Genomic DNA, 22,258 nt, shown 5'->3' on the forward strand with positions numbered 1-22,258 from the left:
TCGAGGTCGGAGTCGGTGCGGATGCCAGTGCCGCTGGCCCGCCCGTCGGTCGACGAATCCTCGCGGTGCGCGACGTCCCGCCGGGTGCGACGAACGGCCTGGGCTGTGACGACCAGCCGCGGGTGCGATGGACGTCGTGCGCACGGCGGTGGGGAAGCGAGCACCGGGAACGGAACGGCAGGTGCTCTCGCCCACGCCATATGACGGCACTCGGGTATGGGCGCCGGGTCACTGGACAGCGATACGGGCTCCGCTGTGCCTGGAGGATGCCCCGTCGTGCTCGCGCGCCGACGCGCCGACGGTTGGGGCAGAGACGTGGAGCGCCCCGCCAAAGGCGCGTTCGCCACGGCGCCGACGACGCCTGCCCGGGCGCTGCGTGGCGTCGGAGTCGGGGGCGCGAGATCGGCGGTGCACGAGGCCCCGCCGTGTGGCATTCCCGCGCCGCGCCCTTCATCGACATCGCCCTTGTCGGCGCTATGAACCCCGCCCGGCGCATCGAGATCGTCATGTCGGGTGGAATTCCTCGAGAATTCCACCCGAAAGTGCAGACTCGACGATCGTGCCGCCGCGCCTGGTGCCAGCACGGTCCTCTCCCGCCCGCACCTCGGCCCCCGGCGACACGCGGCCCGACTTCCGCCCGCGACTCCCGTCCGCGTACCCATCCGCCGTACCCCGCACACACCCTTCTCATCCCCCTCGCAGCGCGCGGGCCCCGCCACGCGGAGCACGACCTCGTACAATCGCCGCTGTGACACGACTACTACTCGTCGAGGACGACTCCGCGATCGCCGAGCCCCTCTCCCGTGCACTGGGCCGTGACGGCTACGAGGTGTCCCGCGCCTCGCGGGGCATGGACGCCCTCGCGCTCGCCTCGACCGGCGACCCCGTCGACTTCGTGATCCTCGATCTCGGGTTGCCCGACATCGACGGCCTCGAGGTGTGCCGGCGCCTGCGCAAGGGCGGCCTCGAGGCTCCCGTGCTCATCCTCACGGCACGCGCCGACGAGGTCGACGCCGTTGTCGGCCTCGACGCGGGCGCCGACGACTACGTCACCAAGCCCTTCCGGCTGGGCGAGCTGCAGGCCCGCATCCGGGCCCTGCTGCGGCGCAGCCAGAGCCTCGGGGAGGCCTCGGACAGCTTCGACGTCAACGGCGTCCAGCTCGACGTCTCCGCCCGCCGCGCCCACGTCGACGGCGAGGAGCTGTCCCTCTCGGCCAAGGAGTACGACCTGCTGACCGTGCTCGTCCGCGAGGCGGGCAGCGTCGTGACCCGCGACGACCTCATGCGTGAGGTGTGGGGGGCCGAGTGGTGGGGGTCGACCAAGACCCTCGACATGCACATCTCGTGGCTGCGCCGCAAGCTCGGGGACGACGCCACCAGCCCCCGTCGCATTACCACCGTGCGAGGGGTGGGCTTCCGGTTCGAGACCGGTCCCGAGAGCTGACCGGTGCGCCAGCGGATCCTGCAGGCGACCCTGATCACGGTCCTGCTCTCCACGCTCATGCTCGGGATCCCGCTCGCGGTGTCCTGGCTGAGCATCGTCCAGCGCGACCTCAGCAACACGGCCTGGGAGATCCGTCGGCAGACGGTCACCACGATCGACCAGCGCATCTCCCGCGGCCAGCCGGTCGACGAGGCCATGCTGCAGTCGATCGTGTCCTCTCCCGCCAACACCAACCTGCGCTTCCGCGTCACCGTCACCATGCCCGGCCAGGAGCCCATCTCCGCGGGCGCCCCGGCGGGCCGCAACGCCACGACCGCGTCCGGGCCCGGCCTGCACTCCGACATCGTCACCGTCGCGATCCCGCAGTCGGAGGCGCGCTCCCAGACCGCGAGCGCGTGGGTGCTCATCATCGTCGCGAGCCTGGCCTCCCTGTCGATCGGCGTGTCCGTGGCGCTGTGGCAGGCCCAGCGCATCTCCGCGCCGCTCGCACGCCTGACGCTGCGCGCGGAGGCGCTCGGCACGGGCCGCACGCGCGCCCCGTGGGAGGCGAGCGGGATCCCCGAGATCGACACCGTCGCCGAGCAGCTCGCCAACTCCGGCGCCCTGCTCAACGAGCGGCTCGAGGCCGAGAGCGCGCTCGCCTCGGACGCCTCCCACCAGCTGCGCACCCCGCTGACGGCGCTCTCGATGCGGCTCGACGAGATCCTCGCGACGAGCTCCGAGGAGTGGGTGCGCGAGGAGGCCCGCATCTCCCTCGAGCAGATCGACCGCCTCACCTCGGTGGTCCACGACCTCATCAACGCCCCGCGCTCCTCCCAGCGCCGGACCCCCGGCGTGGTCGAGCTGCGCAGCGTGCTGACCCAGCAGAGCGAGGAATGGTCGCCCGCCTTCCGCGCCGCGGGGCGCGAGCTGAACATCCAGGTGCCGCGCACCGCCGCCGTGTGGGGATCCATCGGCCCCCTCACCCAGGTCGTCGCGACCCTCGTGGAGAACTCCCTCGCCCACGGCGGCGGGCGCACCCAGGTCAAGGTGCGCCGCAACGAGCGCTCGACCGTGATCGAGGTGTCCGACGAGGGGGAGGGCATCGACCCGCGCCTCGGCAAGCGCGTCTTCGAGCGCTCCATCTCGGGCGCCAAGTCCTCCGGGACGGGCGTCGGCCTCGCCCTCGCGCGCACCCTCGTCGAGGACGACGGCGGACGCCTCGAGCTGCTCTCCGAGAGCCCGGCCGTGTTCGGGGTGTTCCTCATCTCCGCGCCGGGCGACGACGGCGACGACGCGGAGGACGCCGCTCCCGCCCGCCCGTCCGAGCAGGGGAGCGTGATGCCGCGCCGCCGCGGCCGCTCCGGGCGCACCGGCGGGTCCGAGCGCCCGCACCACCGCCCCTGAGACCGCGGCCGGCGGCGCGACGTCAGGACCAACTGCACCTAGACTGGCCGGGTGCCTGAGACCGCCCGCCCCGGGAGGATCGGCGTCGTCGGCGCCGGCCAGCTCGCCCGGATGATGATCCCCGCCGCCGTCGAGCTCGATCTGCCGCTCGCCGTGCTCGCGACCGACCCCGCCGAGAGCGCCGCCGCGGTCGCCGCCGACGTCCGCCTCGGCCACCACGACGACGAGCAGGCCGTGCGCGCCCTCGCCGCGAGCTGCGACGTCCTCACCTTCGACCACGAGCACGTGCCCCAGCCGATCCTGCGCGGCATCGAGGCCGACGGCGCGACCGCCGTGCGCCCGGGCGCCGCAGCCCTCGCCCACGCCCAGGACAAGCTCGTCATGCGCGAGCGCCTGACCGCGCTGGGCCATCCGTGCCCCCGCTGGTGGCAGGCCTCCGACATCGCCTCGCTCGACCGTGCCCTGGCCGAGGCGGGCGGACGCGCGGTCGTCAAGACCCCGCGCGGCGGCTACGACGGCCACGGCGTGCGCGTGATCGAGCGCGCCGAGCAGGCCCGGGACTGGCTCGAGAGCTCGGGGACCCTGCTCGTCGAGGAGCTCGTCGACTTCACGCGCGAGCTGTCCGCGCAGGTCGCGCGCCGCCCCGGCGGCGAGGCCGTCGCCTACCCCGTCGTGCAGTCCACCCAGGCCGACGGGATCTGCTTCGAGGTGATCGCGCCGGCCCCCGGGCTCGACGCGGACCGTCAGCGGGAGATCCAGCGCCTGGCCCTGGACATCGCCGCCGACCTCGACGTGGTCGGCATGCTCGCCGTCGAGCTGTTCGAGACCGCCGACGGCGCCGTGCTGGTCAACGAGCTCGCCATGCGCCCCCACAACACCGGGCACTGGGGCATGGACGGCGCCGTGACCGGCCAGTTCGAGCAGCATCTGCGCGCCGTCGCCGACCTCCCGCTCGGCGACCCCTCGCCGCTGGCCCCGTGGGCCGTCATGGTCAACCTGCTCGGCGGCGCGCGCGAGGACCTCGCCGCCGGCGCCGCGGAGGCCATGGCCCTCGACCCCGGCGTGAAGGTCCACCTGTACGGCAAGTCCGTGCGGGCCGGCCGCAAGGTCGGGCACGTGACCGTGACCGGCGCCGACCTCGACGAGGTGCGCGGCAGGGCCCGCCGTGCCGAGCGCCTCATCGTCGACGGCATCACCCCCCGACGCCCCCGCCCCGACCGAGGAGACCGCATGACCGTGACCGACCCCCGCGACCCGTCGACCGCCCCCGCCGTGGGCATCGTGATGGGCTCGGACTCCGACTTCTCCGTGATGCGCGAGGCCGCCGACGTGCTCGCCGACTTCGGCATCGGGCTCGAGATCGACGTGGTCTCGGCCCACCGCATGCCCGAGGACATGATCCGCTGGGGTCGCGAGGCCGCCGGCCGCGGCATCCGTGTGATCATCGCGGGCGCCGGCGGCGCGGCCCACCTGCCCGGCATGCTCGCGGCCGTGACCCCGCTGCCCGTGATCGGGGTGCCCGTCCCGCTGCGCCACCTCGACGGCATGGACTCCCTGCTGTCCATCGTGCAGATGCCGTCCGGGGTGCCGGTCGCGACCGTCTCCGTCGGCGGCGCCCGCAACGCGGGGCTCCTCGCCGCGCGCATCCTCGCCGCCGGCACCGACGAGGACTCCCTGGCCCTGCGCGAGCAGATGGTGCGCTTCCAGGGGGACCTGCGGGCGGGCGCGATCCGCAAGGGCGAGTCGTTGCGATCGTCCCTGTGAGCGTCCGGCACGGCCGATAGGCTCGTCACCATGCACGACGATCCCCCCCGGGGCGAGGCCCCCACGCCGCCGTCCGCCGCCTACCGCGTCGCGCCCGGCGCCGACGTCTCCGACGACGCGACCATCGGCGAGGGCAGCGCCGTCTGGCACCTCGCGCAGGTGCGCGAGGGCGCCGTCCTCGGACGCGACTGCATCGTGGGCCGCGGCGCCTACATCGGCAGCGGCGTACACATGGGCGACGCCTGCAAGGTCCAGAACTACGCCCTCGTCTACGAGCCCGCGCAGCTCGCCGACGGCGTGTTCGTCGGCCCCGCCGCCGTGTTCACCAACGACCACTACCCGCGCGCCGTCAACCCCGACCTCACCCCGAAGTCGGCCCACGACTGGGAGCCCGTCGGCGTGACCTGCCAGGAGGGCGCCTCGATCGGCGCCCGCGCCGTGTGCGTCGCGCCCGTGACGATCGGCGCGTGGGCCCTCGTGGCCGCCGGCTCGACCGTGATCCGGGACGTGCCGCCCCACGCCCTCGTCGCTGGCGTGCCCGCCCGCCGCATCGCCTGGGTCGGCCGCGCCGGCGAGCCGCTCGAGCCCGCCTCCGACGGCACCGACGCATGGGTGTGCCCCGCCACCGGCGACTGGTACGTGCCCGACGAGACCACGGGCGGCCTGCGCCGGGCCACCGAGGCCACCGGCGCCACCACCCGCGGCGCGGAGGAGACGCCCGAGGAGGGCGCCGACCACGGCGACGCGCCCGCCCCGAGCTCCCCGCGTGCGGCCGCCTCGGCCCTCGTCGAGCGCCTCACGGGGCGTGGCTCGGACCGCCACGCCGACCGCAGGACTGCAGGCCCCCTGAACGACACTCCTGGAGAGGACGCATGAACGACGACGCGATGATCCCCGCGGCCAGGCCGCTGATCGGCGACGAGGAGCGGGAGGCCGTCGACCGCGTGCTGCGCTCGGGCATGGTGGCCCAGGGCCCCGAGGTCGCCGCCTTCGAGCAGGAGTTCTCGGCCGAGCTCGCGGGCTCCCGCGAGTGCGTGGCCGTGAACTCCGGCACCTCGGGTCAGCACCTGGGCATGCTCGCCGCCGGGCTCCGGCCGGGCGACGAGGTCATCGTCCCCTCCTTCACGTTCGCGGCGACCGCCAACGCCGTCGCCGTCTCGGGCGCGACCCCGGTGTTCGTGGACGTCGACCCCGAGACGTTCTGCATGGACCCCGCGGCGCTCGAGGCCGCGATCACCGAGCGCACCGTCGGGATCCAGCCCGTGCACCTGTACGGCCACCCCGCCCCCATGGACGCGATCGTCGCGATCGCCGAGCGGCACGGCCTGTGGATCGCCGAGGACGCCGCCCAGGCGCACGGCGCCACGTGGCAGGGGCGCCAGGTCGGCACGTTCGGCGTCTTCGGCATGTTCTCGCTGTACCCGACCAAGAACATGACCTCGGGCGAGGGCGGCATGGTCGCGTGCGAGGACCACGAGCTCGCCCGCCGCGTGCGGCTCCTGCGCAACCAGGGCATGGAGGTCCAGTACGCCAACGAGGTCGCCGGCTTCAACAACCGCATGACCGACATCCACGCCGCGATCGGCCGCGTCCAGCTCACCAAGCTCGCGGGCTGGACCGCGCAGCGCCAGGCCAACGCCGCCTTCTTCGACGTGAACCTGCGCGGCGTCGTCACGCCCATGGTGCGCGCCGACGCGACGCACGTCTACCACCAGTACACGATCCGCGTCGAGGGCGCGACGGCCGCCGAGCGCGACGCCTTCGCCGCCGCCCTGCGCGAGGAGCACAAGGTGGGCTGCGGCGTCTACTACCCGACGCCCGTGCACCGCCTGCCCTCCTACGGGCTCGACCTCGACCTGCCGGTGACCGAGACCCTCGCCCGCGAGGTGCTGGCGCTGCCGGTGCACCCGAGCCTCACGGAGACCGACCGCGAGCGCATCGTCGAGGCCGTCAACACCGTCGCGAAGGCGGGAGCATGAGCGCGCCGCTGCGCGCAGGCCTCATCGGCCTGGGCATGATGGGCCGCCACCACGCCCGCAACCTCGCGGCCCTCCCGGACGTCGAGCTCGTCGCCGTCGCCGACCCGCAGGGCGACCCGCACGGCGCCGCCCCGGGCAAGGAGATCCTGCCCGACGCGGAAGCGCTCATCGCCGCGGGCATCGACTACGCCGTGGTCGCGGTGCCCACCGCCTTCCACCGCGACGTCGCGCTCACCTTCGCCGAGGCGGGCGTGCACTGCCTCGTCGAGAAGCCGCTCGCCTTCGACATCGCCGAGGCCGAGGAGATCGCGGGCGCCTTCGAGCGGGCCGGTCTGGTCGGGGCCGTCGGCTACATCGAGCGCTACAACCCCGCCCTGCAGGCCATGCGCTCCCGCATCGGGGACGGCCAGCTCGGCGAGATCTACCAGATCACGACACGGCGCCAGGGCGGCTTCCCCGCCCGCATCGCCGACGTCGGCGTGGTCAAGGACCTCGCGACCCACGACCTCGACCTCACCGCATGGGTCGCCCAGAGCCCGTACGAGTCGGTCGCGGCGTTCTCCACCCGCCGCAGCGGGCGCGAGTCCGAGGACATGGTCTCGGCGACCGGCCGCCTGCGCGACGGCACGATCACCAACCACCTCGTCAACTGGCTGTCGCCCTTCAAGGAGCGCGTCACCGTCGTCACGGGCGAGAAGGGCTCCCTGGTCGGGGACACCCTCACGGCCGACCTGACCTTCTTCGCCAACGCCGACGCCCCCACCAACGTGTGGGAGTCCATGGCCTCGTTCCGCGGCGTGTCCGAGGGCGACATGGTCCGCTACGCCCTCACCCGCACCGAGCCGCTGCGCACCGAGCACGAGGCGTTCCGCGACGCCGTGCGCGGCGACGCCTCGAACATCGTGACCATGCGGGAGGGCCTGCACACCGTGCGCACGGTCGAGGCGGTCCTCGCCTCGGCCCGCGACGGCCGCGTCGTCGAGATCGAGGAGCGCGACGCCCGGTGAGCCTCGTGCGGCGCCTCGCCCCCGCACTGCGGCACCTGCCCGGTGCGCGGGGCGCCGCGGCCGCGTTCGTCGCCGAGCGGGCCGCGCTCGGCACGGGCCCCGCCTCGGCGCGGACCGAGCGCACGATCGACCGGCTGCTCGCCGAGGCCGACCGGGCGCTCGACGGCGGCGACCTGGAGGTGGCCGCGGACCTCGCGACCAAGGCGCAGCTGCTCGCCTTCGCCCCGGCCCGTCTCGCCGCCCTCGCCCCCCGGCACGCTCCCGCGACCGACGACGCCGTCGTCGCCCCGTTCCGTCGCAGCGTCACGGGGCGCCTCCTGCACGGGCCCCTCCCGCTCCCGCTGCCGGCCCCGCCCCCGCCGGCCCTGTCCTCGTCGTCGGAGCCGGCCGCCGGGCACGACGGGCCGCTGCGCCTGCTCGTCGTCGCCTACCGCAACCTGACCTTCATCGAGCGGGTCCTCGTGCCGCTGCGCGCGCGCGACGACGTCACCGTCCAGGTGCTCGACCTCGAGGACCTGGACCTCGCCGCGACGCTGCGCGAGGGACCGCTCACGGCCGCCCGGCTGCGCGCCGCGCGCGACGGACGGCGCCTGGCCCCGCCGCCCGCGCTGGCCGAGGCCCTCGCCGCGTGCGACGCGGTGCTCGTCGAATGGGGCCACCGCACGCTCGCCTACATGTCGCTGCTCGAGGGCGTGGGCGCGGCCGCGCACGGCGTCCCGCTGCTCACCCGCGTGCACCGCTACGAGCTCGACACGCCCTACATCCATCTCGTGGACACCGCGCGCGTCGACGACTGGATCTTCATCGCGGGCCACATCGCCCGCCGGGTCCGCCACCAGCTCGGGCTCGCCGAGGACCGCGTGCACCTCGTGCCCAACGTGGGCGACCTCGACCGCTTCGCCGCGGCCAAGGAGGCAGGGGCCGAGCGCGTGCTCGTGCACGACGGCTGGGCCCGCCCCCGCAAGGACGCGGGCTTCGCCCTCGACGTGCTCGAGGCCCTGCACGCCGACGACCCGAGCTGGCGCCTGCTGCTCCTGGGACCGCCCCCCGGGACGACCGGCACCGACGACGCCGTCCGGGCCGCGCGGGCCCTGCGGGAGCGGGTCGCGGCCCTCGGGGACGCGGTCGTCCCGCTCGGCCAGCGCGACGACATGGACGCCGTGCTCGCGCGAGCCGGCTTCGTGCTGTCGACCTCGCGCTCGGAGGGCAGCCACGAGCTCGTCGCCGAGGCCGCCGCCGCGGCGTGCGTGCCCGTCGTGCGCGACTGGCCCGACGACGTCGCCTACGGCGGCGCGGCGAGCGTGTACCCGGGCCCCTGGGTCGTCGCCGATCGCGAGGAGGCCGTCGCCCGGATCCGGGCGCTCGCCGATCCCGCGGCGCGGACGTCCGCGGGTCGCGAGGCCCGGGAACGTATCCTGGCCGATCGTGACCCGGGACGGGTCATCGAGGAGTTCCTGCGCGTCGTGCGTGCCACGGCCGCGCGCTGACCGACCGCGCCGCGCGGCCGCCCGGAGGGAGGAGAGCGCTTGGACGCCGTCGTCCCCCTCCTGCTCGCGGCCTGCCTGGTCGTGCTGCCGGGCCTGGCCTCCCTGCTCATCGTGCGGGCCCGCAGCCCCTTCGTGATCGGCTACGCCCCGCCCGTCAGCTGCCTCATGCTCCTGGTGGCCTCCGCGGTGCTGTCCGCCCTCGGCATCCCCTGGCGGCTCGGGGCCGTGCTGCTCGTGCTCGCGATCATGGTGCTCGCGCTCGGCGCGGGCGCCCTGCTCTCGGGCCGCCTGGCCCACCGCGCCCGCACGTCCCGGCCCCGCCGGGCCGGTCGCCGCCCCGACGGGCGCCCCGGCGCGCGTGACGTGGTCGCCCGGGCCGTCGACCCCGACATCGACCCCGCGGACCCGCACGCCCTCGACGAGGCGCGCCGGCGCCGCCGGCGCCGCGCACGGATCGCCGCCGCCGTGCTGCCGCTCGGCGCGCTCGCGGGATCGGCCGCGGTTGTCGTGCCCGCCCTCGCTGGCATGGGAGGCATCGACACCCTCAACGGCTCGTACGACGCGTTCTTCCACTACTCCGCTCTCGCCTTCATCCGCGCCGACGGCGACGCCTTCCCGCTCACGGCGCTCGCGCCCATGTACGGCGGTGCGCAGGCCTACTACCCGACCACGTGGCACATGGTCGCCTCCCTCCTGCCCGGCGACGTGATCACGGCCGCCAATGCGGCCGTGCTCGTCACTCTCGGCCTCGTCGCGCCGAGCACCGCGGCCCTCCTGCACACGGTCGTGCCGCGCCGCCGCGACCCCCTCCCGCGCGCGCTCGCGATCGCCGCCATCACGTGCTCGAGCGCCCTGTTCCTGAGCCTGCCGGCGACCGCGCTCGTGTTCGGCCTGTGGCCCTTCGCCTTCGCCGTCGCGCTCCTGCCCGCCGCGGTCGGGGCGCTCGCCGAGCTGCTGCACCGCGGCGAGGTGGGGCTGCGGCGCCGCGGGGCGGCCGCGCTCGTCATCTGCGGCACCGCCTCGGTGCACCCCAGCATCCTCATCACCCTCGCCGTCGTGATGGGGGCGATCGCCCTGATCGCCGCGCTCGCGCTGCTCGAGACCCGCGGCCGGCGCGTGCTGGGGGCCGCGGCCCTCGCGGCGCTGCTGGTCGGCGGCTTCGGGGTGGTGCGCGTCGTCATCGCCCATCTCGCGCCGATGGCCGAGCTCACCCACCAGGAGCCGACCAACGCCCTGACCCCGCTGCTCGTGCTGTTGGGCGACCGTCCGCGCGTGCGGGCCCTGCCGTACGAGCCGCTGTTCATGCTGCCGCTGCTCGCGCTCGCGGCAGTGGGGGCCGTCCGCGCGGTGCTCCTGCGCAGCCGCGCGCTGCTGGTCGCGCTCGTGTGCGCGGTGATCGCGGTCGTGCTGACCTATGCCACCCAGTCCCACGTGCCGGCCCTCCGGGCGCTGTCGGCCCCGTGGTACGGCGCGCGCGAGCGCATCGCGCCCCTGTTCGCGATGTCGGTCATGGTGCTCGCGTGCGGCGGCCTGCTGTGGCGCCCCCACGGGCGCACGGGCGGCATGTCGGAGCGGACCTCGCGGCGCCTGATCGCGATCGTCGCGGCCGTGCTCGTGGTCGTGACCGTGATCGGCGCCGCGGTGCCCACGCGCGTGCGGCTCGTCGGATCGCTCGCCTACGGCGCCTGGGGGCTGCACCTCCAGCCCTACGTGACGGCCCCCGAGCGGGCCTTCATCGAGCGCGCCGCCGCCGAGCTGCCGCCGGGCGCGGTCGTGCTCGGCGACCCCCGGGACGGCACCCCGCTGTTCTGGTCGCTCGGCGGGGTCGAGGTCGTCTACCCCTCGCTCGCGGGCCCGCAGACCCTCGACGGGCGCCGGGTCGCGCGCTACGGGGACGAGTACCGGGAGGACGCCAAGGTGTGCACGTCGCTCACCGACCTCCACGTCGCCTACCTGTACCGCGACGAGTCGGCGCGCGACGGCGACTACTTCGGCACGCCCGAGGAGAACCTGCTGTGGCAGGGCCTGCGGACCATGCCCGCCGGCGACCTGCGGGTCGTCGACCGCTCGGGCGACTACGTGCTCTACCGCCTCGTCCTGCCCTGCTGAGAGCGCGCCTCAGCGGCGGCGCAGCCGGGTCGCGAGCGAGGCGCCCATGAACCGCAGCGGAGCCTCCCGGTCAAGCGCGTGGCCGAGCGCACGGGGCACGAGGGTCGACGGCCGGCCGTGGCGGCGCCGCGCGACCGAGCGGGCGATGAGCACCTCCGCGTCGACGGTCGGATCGAGGCACGCGTCGAGCAGGGAGCGCTCGGCGCGCGACAGCGGCGCCTCGCAGCCGGGGGCGGCCTCGAGCAGCGCCGAGCAGTGGGCGGCGAGCGCGGTCCGCTGATCGGCGCTCCACCACGCCGGATCGGGCCGGTAGTGGACGGCGCCGAAGACGTGGATGCGCAGGATCTTCACGGCGATCGCGCGGCGGGCCGCGGGGCGCAGGCGCGCGAACCAGGCGGCCTCGAGCAGGGGCGGCACGAAGCCGATCTGCTCGTCGATCGGCCGCACCTCGTAGGTCACGCGGTCGCCCGCGTCCTCGCCGATCACGTACGGCGGGCCGCCCGCGTCGTAGGCGGTCGAGGCCTCGGCGCACAGCCGGGTCACGAAGGCGACGTCGCCGCCGACCCCCGCGCCCTCGACGAGGCGCAGCCCGAGACGGTCGAGGGCCACGCGGTCCATCAGCCCGAGCGGCGCCGAGCGGTAGGCGAGGCGGTCGCGCACGAGGTCGGTGCGCCCGCGTCGCCAGGGGCGCACCGGCGGCGTGGGCACGATCGCCCCGGGCCGGCCGAGCGCGAGACGGGTCAGGACGAGCTCGGCGCCCGTGCGCTCGCGCACGGCGAGCCAGCTCGCGACGGCACCCGGCTCGAGCCGGTCGTCCGAGCCGAGGATCGACACCAGGCGGTGACGGCTCGCGGCCAGCCCGGCGTTGAAGGGACCGGAGGCCGAGCGGTGCGCGTCGCGGTGGTGCAGGAAGCGGACGGCGTCGCGGTGCTCCGGCGCCAGCTGCGCCCGCAGCGCCTCGGGCTCGATGTTGTGGGCGACGACGGTGAGGTCGGCGACGTCGCCGTTGCCCTCGAGGACGGAGGCGACGGCCCGGGCGAGGGGACGCTCGACGCTGTGGCAGGCGATCACGACCTCGACCCGGCCCTCGCCGACGGCCCCCTCGGCGACGGCTGCCGAGCGCCCGCCGGCCCGGGGCGCGCGCTGCAGCGCGGCGGCGTAGACCTCGCCGTAGCGTCGCCCGACGGTGGCCGAGGAGAAGGCGTGTCCGATGGTCGCCGCGATCTGCGCGGCGTCGAGGTCGCGCGTGGCGGCGTCGAGGTCCATGATCGCGTCCGCGTAGGCCACGGGGTCCTGCACGTCGACGAGGCGTCCCACGCTCGCGCGCACGTACTCGCCCTGGCCGCCCGTGGCGCCGAGCACGACGGGACGTCCCGCGACGAGGGCCTCGGCCGCCGAGACGAAGAAGTTGTCGGCCCGGGTGGGGCCGAAGAACAGGTCGGCGCCGCCGAGCTCGGCGCGCACCCGCTCGCCGTCGACGTTGCCGGGCAGCTCCACCCGGTCGTCGACGCCGAGGGCGCGGGCCCGCTCGAGCGTCGCCTCGCGCAGCGGGCCGTCGCCGAGCCAGGTGAGGCGGACGTCGACGCCGCGGGCGACGAGCTCGGCGACGGTCGCGACGGCCACGAGCGGGTCCTTGCGCTCGATGAGGCCGCCCGTCGAGACGAGCCGCAGCGTGCCGTCGGCCCGGTCGCGGCGCGTCGTGAGCGGCCCCGGCTCGACGATGCACGGCACGACCGTGGTGGGGGCCGCGCCGCGCACCGCGCGGATCGGCCGGGCGAGCAGCTCGCACACGGCCGTGACCGTGTCGGGGCGGCGCAGCAGGCGCACGAGGGCGGGCAGGGCGGCGCGCGCGGGGCCGCTCAGGCTCGCGGGCGTGGTCAACGCCGACCAGTGCTCGGTGTGGATCCAGGCGGCACAGGGGTGGCGCAGCACGAAGGGCAGCACCGACGAGAGCGCCATCGTGTGCACGACGTCGGCGCCGGCCACGGCGGTGCGCAGCGCGCGGGCGGCCCGTGCGATGGACCGGGGGTCCGAGACCGTCATCGGGATGCGCAGCACCTCGATGCCCTCGTGCACGAGGCGGCGCGTGCCGTCGTCGTCGGCGGGCGGCACGAGATGGACCAGGCGCACCTCGTCGACCTCGGGCAGGGCGGCGATCGCGTGCACGTCGCGCACCACGAAGGAGCCGCGTGCGGGCGCCCGGGTGGTGGGGAACCAGGTGGTGACGGCGGTGACCCTCACGGTCTCTCCTGTCTCGGGGCGGCGCCGCGCCGCGGGGGCACGCCGGCGCGGCGGGCGAGGCGGTCGACCGGCTCGGCCCAGCCGCGCACCTGGTTCTCGGCCGACAGCTCCCGGGCGGCCGCGTCGGCGTGGGCGGCCCAGCGTGCGACGTCCTCGGGGGTGAGCGCGTCGAGGGCCCTCGCGAGCGAGGGTGCCTCGAAGTCGTCGGTCACGAGCCCGAGGTCGTGCGCGCGGACCACCGCGGCCATCTCGGGCGAGGGGGAGACGACCACGGCCAGGCGCGCCTGGACGAAGTCGAACAGCTTGTTGGGCAGGGTGTGGGCGTAGTTGAACGACACCGGCGGGATCGAGAAGACGCCCACGTCGTAGTCGGCGAGCACGTCGAGCAGCTCGGCGTAGGGCACCGGGTCGAGCACCCGCACCCGGTCCCCGGCGACCGTGCGGGCGCGCTCGCGCAGCCGCTCGATGTAGGCGGGGTCGTTGCGCGTGAGGTACAGGTCGAGCGTGAGGGGCCCCGTGACGATCCCCATCGCGTCGATCGTGCGCTCGAGGTGCCGGTCGGGCAGGGCCGCTCCGGAGTGGACCAGCCGGATCGGATCGTGCACCGCGCGCGGGGCGGCGTCGCGGTAGGGCGTCGCGTTGGTGACGACGTGCACGTCGAGGCCGAACTCGCGCCGGTACTCCGCGGCGAGGCCCTCGGCGACCGTCGTCACCGAGTCGGCGCGCGTGACGTAGCGCCGGCACAGCCAGCGCACGTACGGCGCCACGAACAGGCGCCAGCGCGGCACCCCCTCCTTCTGCCGCGGCGCGTACTCGTGCAGGTCGGCGTGCACGCCGCCGTCGGGGTGCAGCGACAGGGCCAGCGGCACCGTCTCGGCGTCGTCGGCGAGCACGACGTCGAAGCGGCGGCCCGCGAGGCGCTCGCGGGCCCAGCGCACGACCTCCTGGCGCTCCTGGGCGGCGCGGAAGCGCCGCAGGATCAGCAGGGGGCGCGAGAGGCGCCAGTTGAGCAGCTCGTCGGGGATGCGCACGTGATCGACCACGCCCTCGGGGGCGGGCCCGTAGCCGCACGTCGTGACGTCGTAGTCGGGCGCGAACAGGCGCACCTGCTTGAGCACGCGGGCATCGCCCACGATCGGCGAGAACGACAGGATCAGCAGACGCGGGCGCGGGGCGCCGCCGGGGGAGGGCGCGGCGGTCATCGGGCGCCCTCCGCGGGGTCGAGGACGCGCCGGTACAGCGCGAGCAGCTGGTCGGCCTCGTGCTCCCAGACGAGGCCGGGCGCCGCGGCGTGCGCGTGGTCGCGGTAGGCCTCGGGGCTCTCGAGCAGGGACGAGAGGGTCGCGGCGAGGTCGGCGGGCTCGTCCTCCTCGAACACGCGGCCGACGCCGAGCGAGGTCACGACCTCGCGGATGTCGGGGAGGTCCGCGGCGGCGACCGGCAGGCCCGCCCGGATCGACTCGAACAGCTTGTTGGGCAGCGAGTACTCGTACGAGAGGCACGTGGGGCGCACGTGCACGACGGAGACGTCGCCGTCGGCGAGCGCGGTCGACACCTCGTCGGGGGCCACGGGCCCGACCCGGTGCACGCGTGCGGCGACGCCGAGGGCGTCCGCGCGCTCGCCGAGGGTGCGCAGGTAGGTCTCCTCGCCGTAGCCGAGCATGACCAGGTGCACGTCCTCGGGCAGCAGGGCGAGCGCGTCGAGCGTCTCCTCGAGGCCGCGCGAGGTGGTGATGCGGCCCCCGTACGCGATCACCCGGTCGTCCGGGGCGAGTCCGGCGAGCTCGCGCAGCCGGCCGTCCTCGGGGCGCGGGGGCGCGGCGGCCGGCGGGACGTTGCGCACGAGCGTCGGGGCGACGGGCAGGGCGTAGCGGCTCTCGAGCCAGCGCACGATCGAGGGGGAGACGCTGATGACGCCCGCGGCGCGCGCCACGCCGAGGCGCTCGATCGCGGCCTCGACGTGCGGGGCGAGCCAGCGGTCGCCGCGCACGTTGCGCCGCGTCCACAGCTCGTGGGCGTCGTAGACGATGCTCGCGCCCGTCAGGGCGCGGACGGCGAGCGCCGGTGCGAGCGTGTTGCCGTCGTTGGCGTGCACCACGTCGGGGCGCCAGGCCACGGCGTCGAGGACCGCGAGCACCCAGTAGTGGCCCAGCGCGAGGGAGCGGAAGGCGCGGTCGCCGAGGTCGGCGGCGCGGCGCACGAGGGCGCTCCGCAGCCGGGCCGCGGGCAGCCGGACCGCGGGCCGCCGGGACGCGGTCCGGCCGGCGTCGGGCACGACGGCCGGTGCCACGGTGGGTGCAGCCGTGGCGATGCCGGGGGCAGGGGCGCGGCGGCCGGCCGCGGCGACACGCGCCGTGAGCGGTGCGAGCGCGGGCGCGTAGGTGCGCAGCGAGAACTCGCGCTGACGCGACAGCTCGATCCCGTCGCCGACGTGCGTGAGGCCCGGGCCGTAGCCCGCCAGGTCGCGCGCGACAGCGATGATCCGGACCTCGGCCCCCGCCGCGCGCAGCGACGCGCACTCCTTGAGCACGCGGGCGTCGTTGTGGCAGTCGTTGTAGACGAGCACGGCCACGCGCGGGGGGCGCCCGTCGGCGGTCCGCAGCGGAGCGGGCCCGTCGGCACCGGAGGGCAGGGTCGTCACAGGATCTCCGTCCGCTGGTCGGTCAGGGCGTCGGCGAGGGGGTCCGCCTCGCGGGGGTCGGGGGACGCGGTCTCGTCGAGCAGCCCGGCCAGGGCCGCCTGCCGCGCGAAGTCGGGGGCCTGCTCGACGACCTCGTCGAAGGTGCCGTGCGCGACGAGCTCGGCGTCGCGCAGGAAGCACACCTGGTCGCTGTGGCGGATCGTGGCCAGGCGGTGGGCCACGACCACGACGGTCACCTGCCCGGCGAGCTCCTTGACGGCGTCGGTCACGGCGGCCTCGGTCGAGGTGTCGAGCGCGCTCGTGGCCTCGTCCATGAACAGCACGCTCGGGGAGTCGTAGAGCGCCCGGGCGATGCCGAGGCGCTGGCGCTGCCCGCCGGACAGGGCCATGCCGCCCTCGCCGACCGTGCCCCAGATGCCGTCGGGCCGCGACTCGATCACGTCGAGCAGCTGGGCCCGTCGCAGCGCATCGCGCACCCGCTCCTCGTCGATGTTCGCGTCCTCCCACGTGAGGGCGACGTTGTGTGCGACCGAGGAGTCGAACAGGGCGACCTGCTGGGGCACGTAGCCGACCCGGCGCCGCCACGCCCGGATGCACTGGGGCAGGGGGACGCCGTCGACGTAGAGGGTGCCCGAGGACGGCGTGAGCAGGCCCAGCATGATGTCCACGAGCGTCGACTTGCCCGAGCCGGACTCGCCCACGAGCGCGAGGGTCGAGCCGAACGGCAGGGTGAGCGAGATGTCGCGCACGGCGGCGGCCTCGGAGCCCGGGTAGGTGAAGGAGACCCCGTCGAGCACGAGCTCGTGGGTCTCGCCCGCGAGCTCGGTGCCGCTCAGGGTCTCGGTGTGGGCGGCGCGGTGGGCGCGGCCGGTGCGGATCTCCTCGAGCACGCGCTCGGCGTAGGGCATGTTCGCGCCCGTCTGGCCCATGATCGTCTGGAAGCGGGTGAGGGAGGGCACGAGGCGGAAGCCGGCCACCCCGAACAGGGCGAGCGAGGTGAGCGCGCCGGGCATGCCGTTCTGCGCGTAGCCGATGCCGGCGGCGATCGCGAGGCCGCCCACGAGGGCGATCTCGAGCACGTAGCGGGGGACCGAGCCGAGGAAGGTCTGGTCGGCGCGCGACTGCGATGCGCGCCGGCGCACCGAGAGCACGACGTCCTCGACCTCCTGCGCCTTGTCGCGCAGCGTGATCTCCTTGAGCGACTGGACCATCTCGGCGACCAGGCGCACCGAGCGGGTCGAGTAGGTGCGGTTGTCGCGGCCGGCGGCGACCGCACGGCGCAGCACCCAGCGGTAGAGCAGCACCACCACGAGCGCGAAGTAGACGCCCGCGACGAGGGCGACCATGGGCTGGGCGACGACGAGCACGACGAGCACCGCGACGAACGTCGAGACCTCGCCCATGAGCTGCGTGAACGGGACCAGCACGCCCGTCACCGTCGACGCGACGCCCACGTCGGTCGAGCGCACGAGGTCCGTCGAGTTGCGCTTCAGGCGGTCGGTCCACGGGGCGTAGAAGAAGGCGTCGAGCAGCTGCGCGCCGAGCGCCTGCTCGAAGCGCGCGAAGCGGCGGGTCGAGGCGCGCTGCACGCAGATCGCCGCGACGTCCTTGGCGATGATGAGCGCGCACACGGCCACGAGGGCGCCCGCGAACTGCCCCGGCGTGCTGAGCGTCCAGCCGACGAGGGGCACGTGCACCGAGCTGCCCGAGAGCATCGGCCCGAGCAGGAGCGCGAGCAGGCCGAGCGCCGCGATGTCGAGGAAGGCGAGGGAGCCGAGGATCGCCGCGAAGACGAGGATGAAGCGCGAGGAGCCCGGGGGCAGGACCGCGAGCAGCCGGCGGATGATGGTCAGGAGCGCCTTCACGTCGGCCATGCTACGGGCCCTCGGCCCGGTACAGTCGCTCGTGTCGCACCCGTGCCCGGAAGGTGGAGGACCCGTCGCGTGAAGATCCTGTCCGTCGTGGGCGCGCGCCCGCAGTTCGTCAAGCTCGCGGCGATCGCCGACGCCGCCGCCCGCCGCCCCGACGTCGAGCATGTGATCGTGCACACGGGACAGCACTACGACGCCGCCCTGAGCGACGTGTTCTTCGCCGATCTGCGGATCCCCGCCCCGGACGTGAACCTCGCCGTCGGCTCCTCGAGCCACGGCCGCCAGACGGGCGCGATGCTCGCCGCGATGGACGACGTGCTCGAGCAGCACCGCCCCGACTGGACCCTCGTCTACGGCGACACCAACTCGACGCTCGCGGGCACCCTCGCGGCCGTCAAGCTGCACCTGCCCGTCGCCCACCTCGAGGCGGGGCTGCGCTCCTTCAACCGGCGCATGCCCGAGGAGCACAACCGGGTGCTGACCGACCACGCGGCCGACCTGCTGCTGGCCCCGACCGAGTTCGCGCGCGGGCATCTGGCCGCCGAGGGCCTCGCGGCGCGCACCCTCGTGATCGGCGACGTCATGACCGACGTGTGCCTGCGCGTCGCCCGCTCGGCGGGCGACGCCGCGCCGCGCCTGCCCGAGGGCGTGGACCCCGCGGCCGACTACGCGGTCGCGACGCTGCACCGCGCCGACAACACCGACGACCCCGCGCGCCTGCGAGCCCTCGTCGAGGCGCTGCACGCCCTGCCGCTGCCGGTCGCGCTGCTCGCGCATCCGCGCCTCGTGGCGGCGGCCGCCGCGGCCGGGGTCGAGCTCGGCGGCGGCGCCGTGCACGTGTCCGAGCCCCTGACCTACCCCGACCTGGTCCACGCCGTGCAGCGCGCACGGGCCGTCGTCACCGACTCCGGCGGCCTCCAGAAGGAGGCCTACCTGCTGGGCGTGCCCACGACGACCGTGCGCACCGAGACCGAGTGGGTCGAGACCCTCGAGGACGGCTGGAACCGCCTGGCCCCCGAGCCCGGCGACCTCGCCGCGGCCGTCGCGCGCCCCCGCCCCGAGACCGAGCGGGACGCCGTGTACGGCGACGGGCACGCCGCCGAGCGCGCGGTCGACGCCCTCCGGGAGCGTGCCCGATGAGGCGCCGCCGCGCACGGCGCGGGGAGGGCCGGCCGCACGTCGTCGTCGCGACCCGCGTGTTCACGCCCGAGCCGGTCGCTGCGGCGTTCCGCGAGGAGGCCCTGGCACGCGCCCTCGAGGAGGCCGGGGCCGACGTCACCGTGCTCACCACGCGCGACCCCGCCGCCGCTCCCGCGGTCGACCGGGTGCGCCGGGTGTCCCGCCTGCCCGTCAAGCGCGACCGCAAGGGCCAGGTGCGCGGCTACGCCTCCTACCTCAGCTTCGACCTGCCGCTCGCGCTGCGCCTGCTGCTCGTGCGGCGCGTCGACGCGATCGTGAGCGAGCCGCCGCCCACGACGGGAGCGGTCGTGATGGCGCTCGCCGCCGTGCGCCGCGTGCCCTACACGTTCTACGCGGCCGACGTGTGGTCCGATGCGACCGACAGCGTCGGCGGCGTGCCCGGCCCGGTCCGCCGGGCCGTGCGTCTCGCCGAGACCCTCGTGTGGCGCGGCGCGGCGCGCGTGCTCACGATCTCCCCGGGCGTCGACCACCGGGTCGAGGTGCTCACCGCGGGCCGCGCGCGGACCGCCATGATCGGCAACGGCATCGACACCGAGACCTTCTGCCCCGACGGCCCCGACGCGGGCGAGGCGGGCCCCTACTTCGTCTACGCCGGCACCGTCTCGGAGTGGCAGGGCGCCTCCGTGTTCGTCGAGGCCTTCGCCGCCGTGCGCCACGAGCACCCGGACGCGCGCCTGCTGTTCTTCTCCGAGGGCAGCGGCCGCGAGGAGCTCGAGACGCACGTGCGCCGGCAGGGCCTGACGGGCATCGAGTTCCGGGACAAGGTGCCGCCGGCCGAGGTGGCCCGCCACCTGCGCGGGGCCGCCGCGGGGCTGTCGTCCATCACCCCGGGGCAGGGCTACGAGTTCGCCCTGCCCACCAAGATCTACGCCGCGACCGCGACGGGCACCCCGGTGATCCATGCGGGCGAGGGCGCCGCCCACGACCGTATCGCGGCCGGCGGCCTCGGCTGGGCCTGCCGCTACGACGCCGACGAGGTCGCGAGGGCGATGCGCGGCGCCCTGCGCGGTGAGAGCCGGCCGACGCGCGAGCATCTGCGGGCGTGGACGCTCGAGAACGCCTCCCTGCACGGGTGCGCGGCCCACGGCGCCGCCGAGGTGCTCGAGACCCTCCGCTGACGCGGCCCCGGGGGGCCTCAGCCCGCGTCGCAGTCGACCTCGATCAGGCGGGAATGGCTCGTGGAGAACAGCACCGTGCCGAGCGAGGGGTCGGCGCGGTTGATGAGGTCGTAGCCCGCGTGGTACTGGTACGGCAGGCGCTCGACGTAGACGTAGCGCACGCCGGCGTCGACGAGGGTGCGGCACGCCGCGGGATCCGTCGAGGCCGTCCCGACGGCCCGCAGGAGAGCCCGGTCCTCCGACGTCGTGGCCATGCCCGCCACCGGGAAGCGCACCGTCTGCCCGTCGAGGGCGTACAGGTGCGCCGCCCCCGAGAAGGGGCTCGCGAGCAGCGTCGCGTCGTGGTCCATGTGCGGCTCGACCCGCGCGAACTGCTCGAGCTCGTCGGCCTGGAGGAAGCGCCCGCGTCCGGGGTAGTCGAGCTGGGCGTTCATGCGCGCGTGGTCGAGCCGGGAGGGGATCGAGGCGCCCGCGATCGCGACCGCGATCACGACGAGCGCGACGGTGATCGCCGCGGGGCCCCGGCCGCGACGCTCGCGGCGCGTGCCCAGGAGGCGGGAGAGCACGGCCAGGCCCGGCACCACGAGCAGGCACGTGAGCATCGTCAGCGGCATCGAGATCCGGTCCTGGCCGCGGTAGAACAGGATCGACAGGTTCGCCGTCGAGTCGATCGCGGCGTCGTAGTAGAGGACCGCGACGACGAGCCACGCGACGCTCGCCCAGCGCGCCGGGCTGCGCCACGAGACGACGAGCCCGGGCCACCACAGCACGGCGAGCACGACCCCGAGGGCCATCGGCCACACCGTGAGCAGGCCGAGGGCGATCTCGCCGATCGCCTGCCACCACGGGACCACGAGCCCGCCCACGAAGTCCGTCACCATCGACGACAGCGGCGTCCAGGTGAGCAGCGCGACGGGCACGAGCAGGGCCAGGGGCACGAGCAGGAGCAGCATGCGACGGCGGCCGCGGGTCTCGGAGAGCGCCGTGGTCGCGGTCAGGACCGCGAGCAGGAGGAGGGCCATCACGGCGCAGTTGGGCTGGAGCAGGGCCAGGCCCAGGCCGCCGAGGGCAAGCACGGCGACGGCCGCGACCGCGGTCCGCACCGGCCGTGCGGCCGCGCCCCCTGTGCGCGCGAGGAGCGCGCGCCACAGCAGCACGGCGGCCGCGAGCAGCCCGGGCAGCATCGAGAAGCCCGTCAGGTTCGGGATGGCCGACAGGTGCAGCCATTCGTCGACCGGCGTGGCCGGGGCGAGCAGGGCGGCCACGGCCGCGGCGAAGGGACCCCAGCGGTGCTGGGGCCACAGCACGCGCGCGAGGATCGCGATCCCGAGCACCCAGGGCACGACGGCCAGGACCGCGGTCGCGCCGTTGAGCAGCACCGGGATGGGCGCGCCCGGCATGAGGCTCGCGAGATCGTGGAACGCCGCGGGATACGGGACGGCGCGTCCCTCGGTGTTGGAGATCGTGCCCAGGTGCAGCGAGGAGCCGTCACCGGTCGCGCGGATGTGCCGCAGCGCCGTCAGGTGGTACAGCGTGTCCCAGCGCTCGAGCACGCCGTCGGCGCGGCCGAACGCGACCGCGAGCGGGCCGAGCGCGATCACGGCGGCCCCCGCGAGCCACCAGCGGCCGTGGGGCACCCCGGCGATGAGCGGCGCCCGGGGGTCGACCCGCAGCCCGGCGGGCGCCTCGTCCACGCGCTCCGTGTCGCGGGTGTCGAGCCCAAGGCCGGCACGCCGCGCGAGGGCGGCGAGCAGGGCGAGCACGGCCATCGTGGCGAGGAACGGCAGAAGCGACCAGCGCACACCGAGCGCCGCCGCGCCGACGGCGCCCAGCCCCGCGCCGGCGGCGCCGAGGGCGGGGGCCAGGCCCAGCATGACGAGGCGGTCGGCGCCCAGCAGGCGCAGCACGAGGGCTCCGGGCACGACGGCGCACGCGAGCACGAGGGCGGCGCTCGCCACCAGCCAGAGCAGGTCCGTCATCGGGTCGACGGGACGGCGGTCATCGACGTCAT

At 75.5% G+C, this 22,258-nt stretch carries 14 protein-coding genes and 1 pseudogene; 10 read left to right on the forward strand and 5 right to left on the reverse strand.

Annotated features, from left to right (window positions below; genetic code table 11):
- The first annotated feature begins 748 nt into the window (after nucleotides 1-748).
- The 8 genes and pseudogenes from BRM3_RS08445 to BRM3_RS08480 all read left to right on the forward strand — a co-directional run bounded on the left by BRM3_RS08445 (nucleotide 749) and on the right by BRM3_RS08480 (nucleotide 11,176).
- A complete protein-coding gene (locus BRM3_RS08445) occupies nucleotides 749-1,444 on the forward strand; it encodes a response regulator transcription factor (protein ID WP_263592889.1) in 696 nt (231 codons plus the stop codon).
- A 3-nt stretch (nucleotides 1,445-1,447) separates the two neighbouring features.
- On the forward strand, nucleotides 1,448-2,830 hold the full coding sequence (locus BRM3_RS08450; RefSeq protein ID WP_263592890.1) for an ATP-binding protein: 1,383 nt from the start codon (nucleotides 1,448-1,450) through the stop codon (nucleotides 2,828-2,830).
- A gap of 51 nt (nucleotides 2,831-2,881) precedes the next feature.
- Nucleotides 2,882-4,594, forward strand: a complete 1,713-nt coding sequence (locus tag BRM3_RS08455) for a 5-(carboxyamino)imidazole ribonucleotide synthase (RefSeq protein WP_263592891.1) — start codon at nucleotides 2,882-2,884, stop codon at nucleotides 4,592-4,594.
- A gap of 30 nt (nucleotides 4,595-4,624) precedes the next feature.
- Nucleotides 4,625-5,260 (forward strand): annotated as a pseudogene (locus BRM3_RS08460) (acyltransferase); the annotation flags it as partial.
- Nucleotides 5,261-5,466: 206 nt separating this feature from the next.
- On the forward strand, nucleotides 5,467-6,573 hold the full coding sequence (locus BRM3_RS08465) for a DegT/DnrJ/EryC1/StrS family aminotransferase (RefSeq protein ID WP_263592892.1): 1,107 nt from the start codon (nucleotides 5,467-5,469) through the stop codon (nucleotides 6,571-6,573).
- Entirely contained in the window at nucleotides 6,570-7,580 is a 1,011-nt protein-coding gene (locus tag BRM3_RS08470; protein WP_263592893.1) for a Gfo/Idh/MocA family protein, read from the forward strand. Before BRM3_RS08465 ends, BRM3_RS08470 begins: the two co-directional genes overlap by 4 nt.
- Entirely contained in the window at nucleotides 7,577-9,067 is a 1,491-nt protein-coding gene (locus tag BRM3_RS08475) for a glycosyltransferase (RefSeq protein ID WP_263592894.1), read from the forward strand. Before BRM3_RS08470 ends, BRM3_RS08475 begins: the two co-directional genes overlap by 4 nt.
- A gap of 39 nt (nucleotides 9,068-9,106) precedes the next feature.
- Entirely contained in the window at nucleotides 9,107-11,176 is a 2,070-nt protein-coding gene (locus BRM3_RS08480; protein WP_263592895.1) for a DUF6541 family protein, read from the forward strand.
- A gap of 9 nt (nucleotides 11,177-11,185) precedes the next feature.
- Here the strand turns inward: BRM3_RS08480 and BRM3_RS08485 are convergent, their stop codons facing one another.
- The 4 genes from BRM3_RS08485 to BRM3_RS08500 are packed head-to-tail and all read right to left on the reverse strand — an operon-like array spanning nucleotide 11,186 to nucleotide 17,932.
- Nucleotides 11,186-13,417: a glycosyltransferase gene (locus BRM3_RS08485; RefSeq protein WP_263592896.1), complete on the reverse strand. Its 2,232-nt coding sequence runs from the start codon at nucleotides 13,415-13,417 to the stop codon at nucleotides 11,186-11,188.
- Nucleotides 13,414-14,619, reverse strand: coding sequence for a glycosyltransferase family protein (locus BRM3_RS08490; protein ID WP_263592897.1), 1,206 nt, complete (start codon nucleotides 14,617-14,619; stop codon nucleotides 13,414-13,416). Before BRM3_RS08490 ends, BRM3_RS08485 begins: the two co-directional genes overlap by 4 nt.
- Entirely contained in the window at nucleotides 14,616-16,058 is a 1,443-nt protein-coding gene (locus BRM3_RS08495; RefSeq protein ID WP_263592898.1) for a glycosyltransferase, read from the reverse strand. Before BRM3_RS08495 ends, BRM3_RS08490 begins: the two co-directional genes overlap by 4 nt.
- Entirely contained in the window at nucleotides 16,055-17,932 is a 1,878-nt protein-coding gene (locus BRM3_RS08500; RefSeq protein ID WP_263592899.1) for an ABC transporter ATP-binding protein, read from the reverse strand. The genes BRM3_RS08495 and BRM3_RS08500 overlap by 4 nt, the downstream gene beginning before the upstream one ends.
- Before the next feature lie 69 nt (nucleotides 17,933-18,001).
- On the opposite strand from BRM3_RS08500, the gene wecB reads away from it, so the two are divergent.
- Together wecB and BRM3_RS08510 are read left to right on the forward strand one after the other, a co-directional pair.
- On the forward strand, nucleotides 18,002-19,069 hold the full coding sequence (gene wecB / locus BRM3_RS08505) for a non-hydrolyzing UDP-N-acetylglucosamine 2-epimerase (RefSeq protein ID WP_263592900.1): 1,068 nt from the start codon (nucleotides 18,002-18,004) through the stop codon (nucleotides 19,067-19,069).
- Nucleotides 19,066-20,247 (forward strand): glycosyltransferase family 4 protein, encoded by a 1,182-nt coding sequence (locus BRM3_RS08510; protein ID WP_263592901.1) that lies wholly within the window; start codon nucleotides 19,066-19,068, stop codon nucleotides 20,245-20,247. The genes wecB and BRM3_RS08510 overlap by 4 nt, the downstream gene beginning before the upstream one ends.
- A gap of 17 nt (nucleotides 20,248-20,264) precedes the next feature.
- Here the strand turns inward: BRM3_RS08510 and BRM3_RS08515 are convergent, their stop codons facing one another.
- Complete coding sequence (locus tag BRM3_RS08515; RefSeq protein ID WP_263592902.1) at nucleotides 20,265-22,226, reverse strand: DUF6541 family protein; 1,962 nt, start codon at nucleotides 22,224-22,226, stop codon at nucleotides 20,265-20,267.
- Between the last annotated feature and the right edge of the window lie 32 nt (nucleotides 22,227-22,258).

The sequence above is a fragment of the Brachybacterium huguangmaarense genome (genome assembly GCF_025725725.1).
GTDB lineage: Bacteria > Actinomycetota > Actinomycetes > Actinomycetales > Dermabacteraceae > Brachybacterium > Brachybacterium huguangmaarense.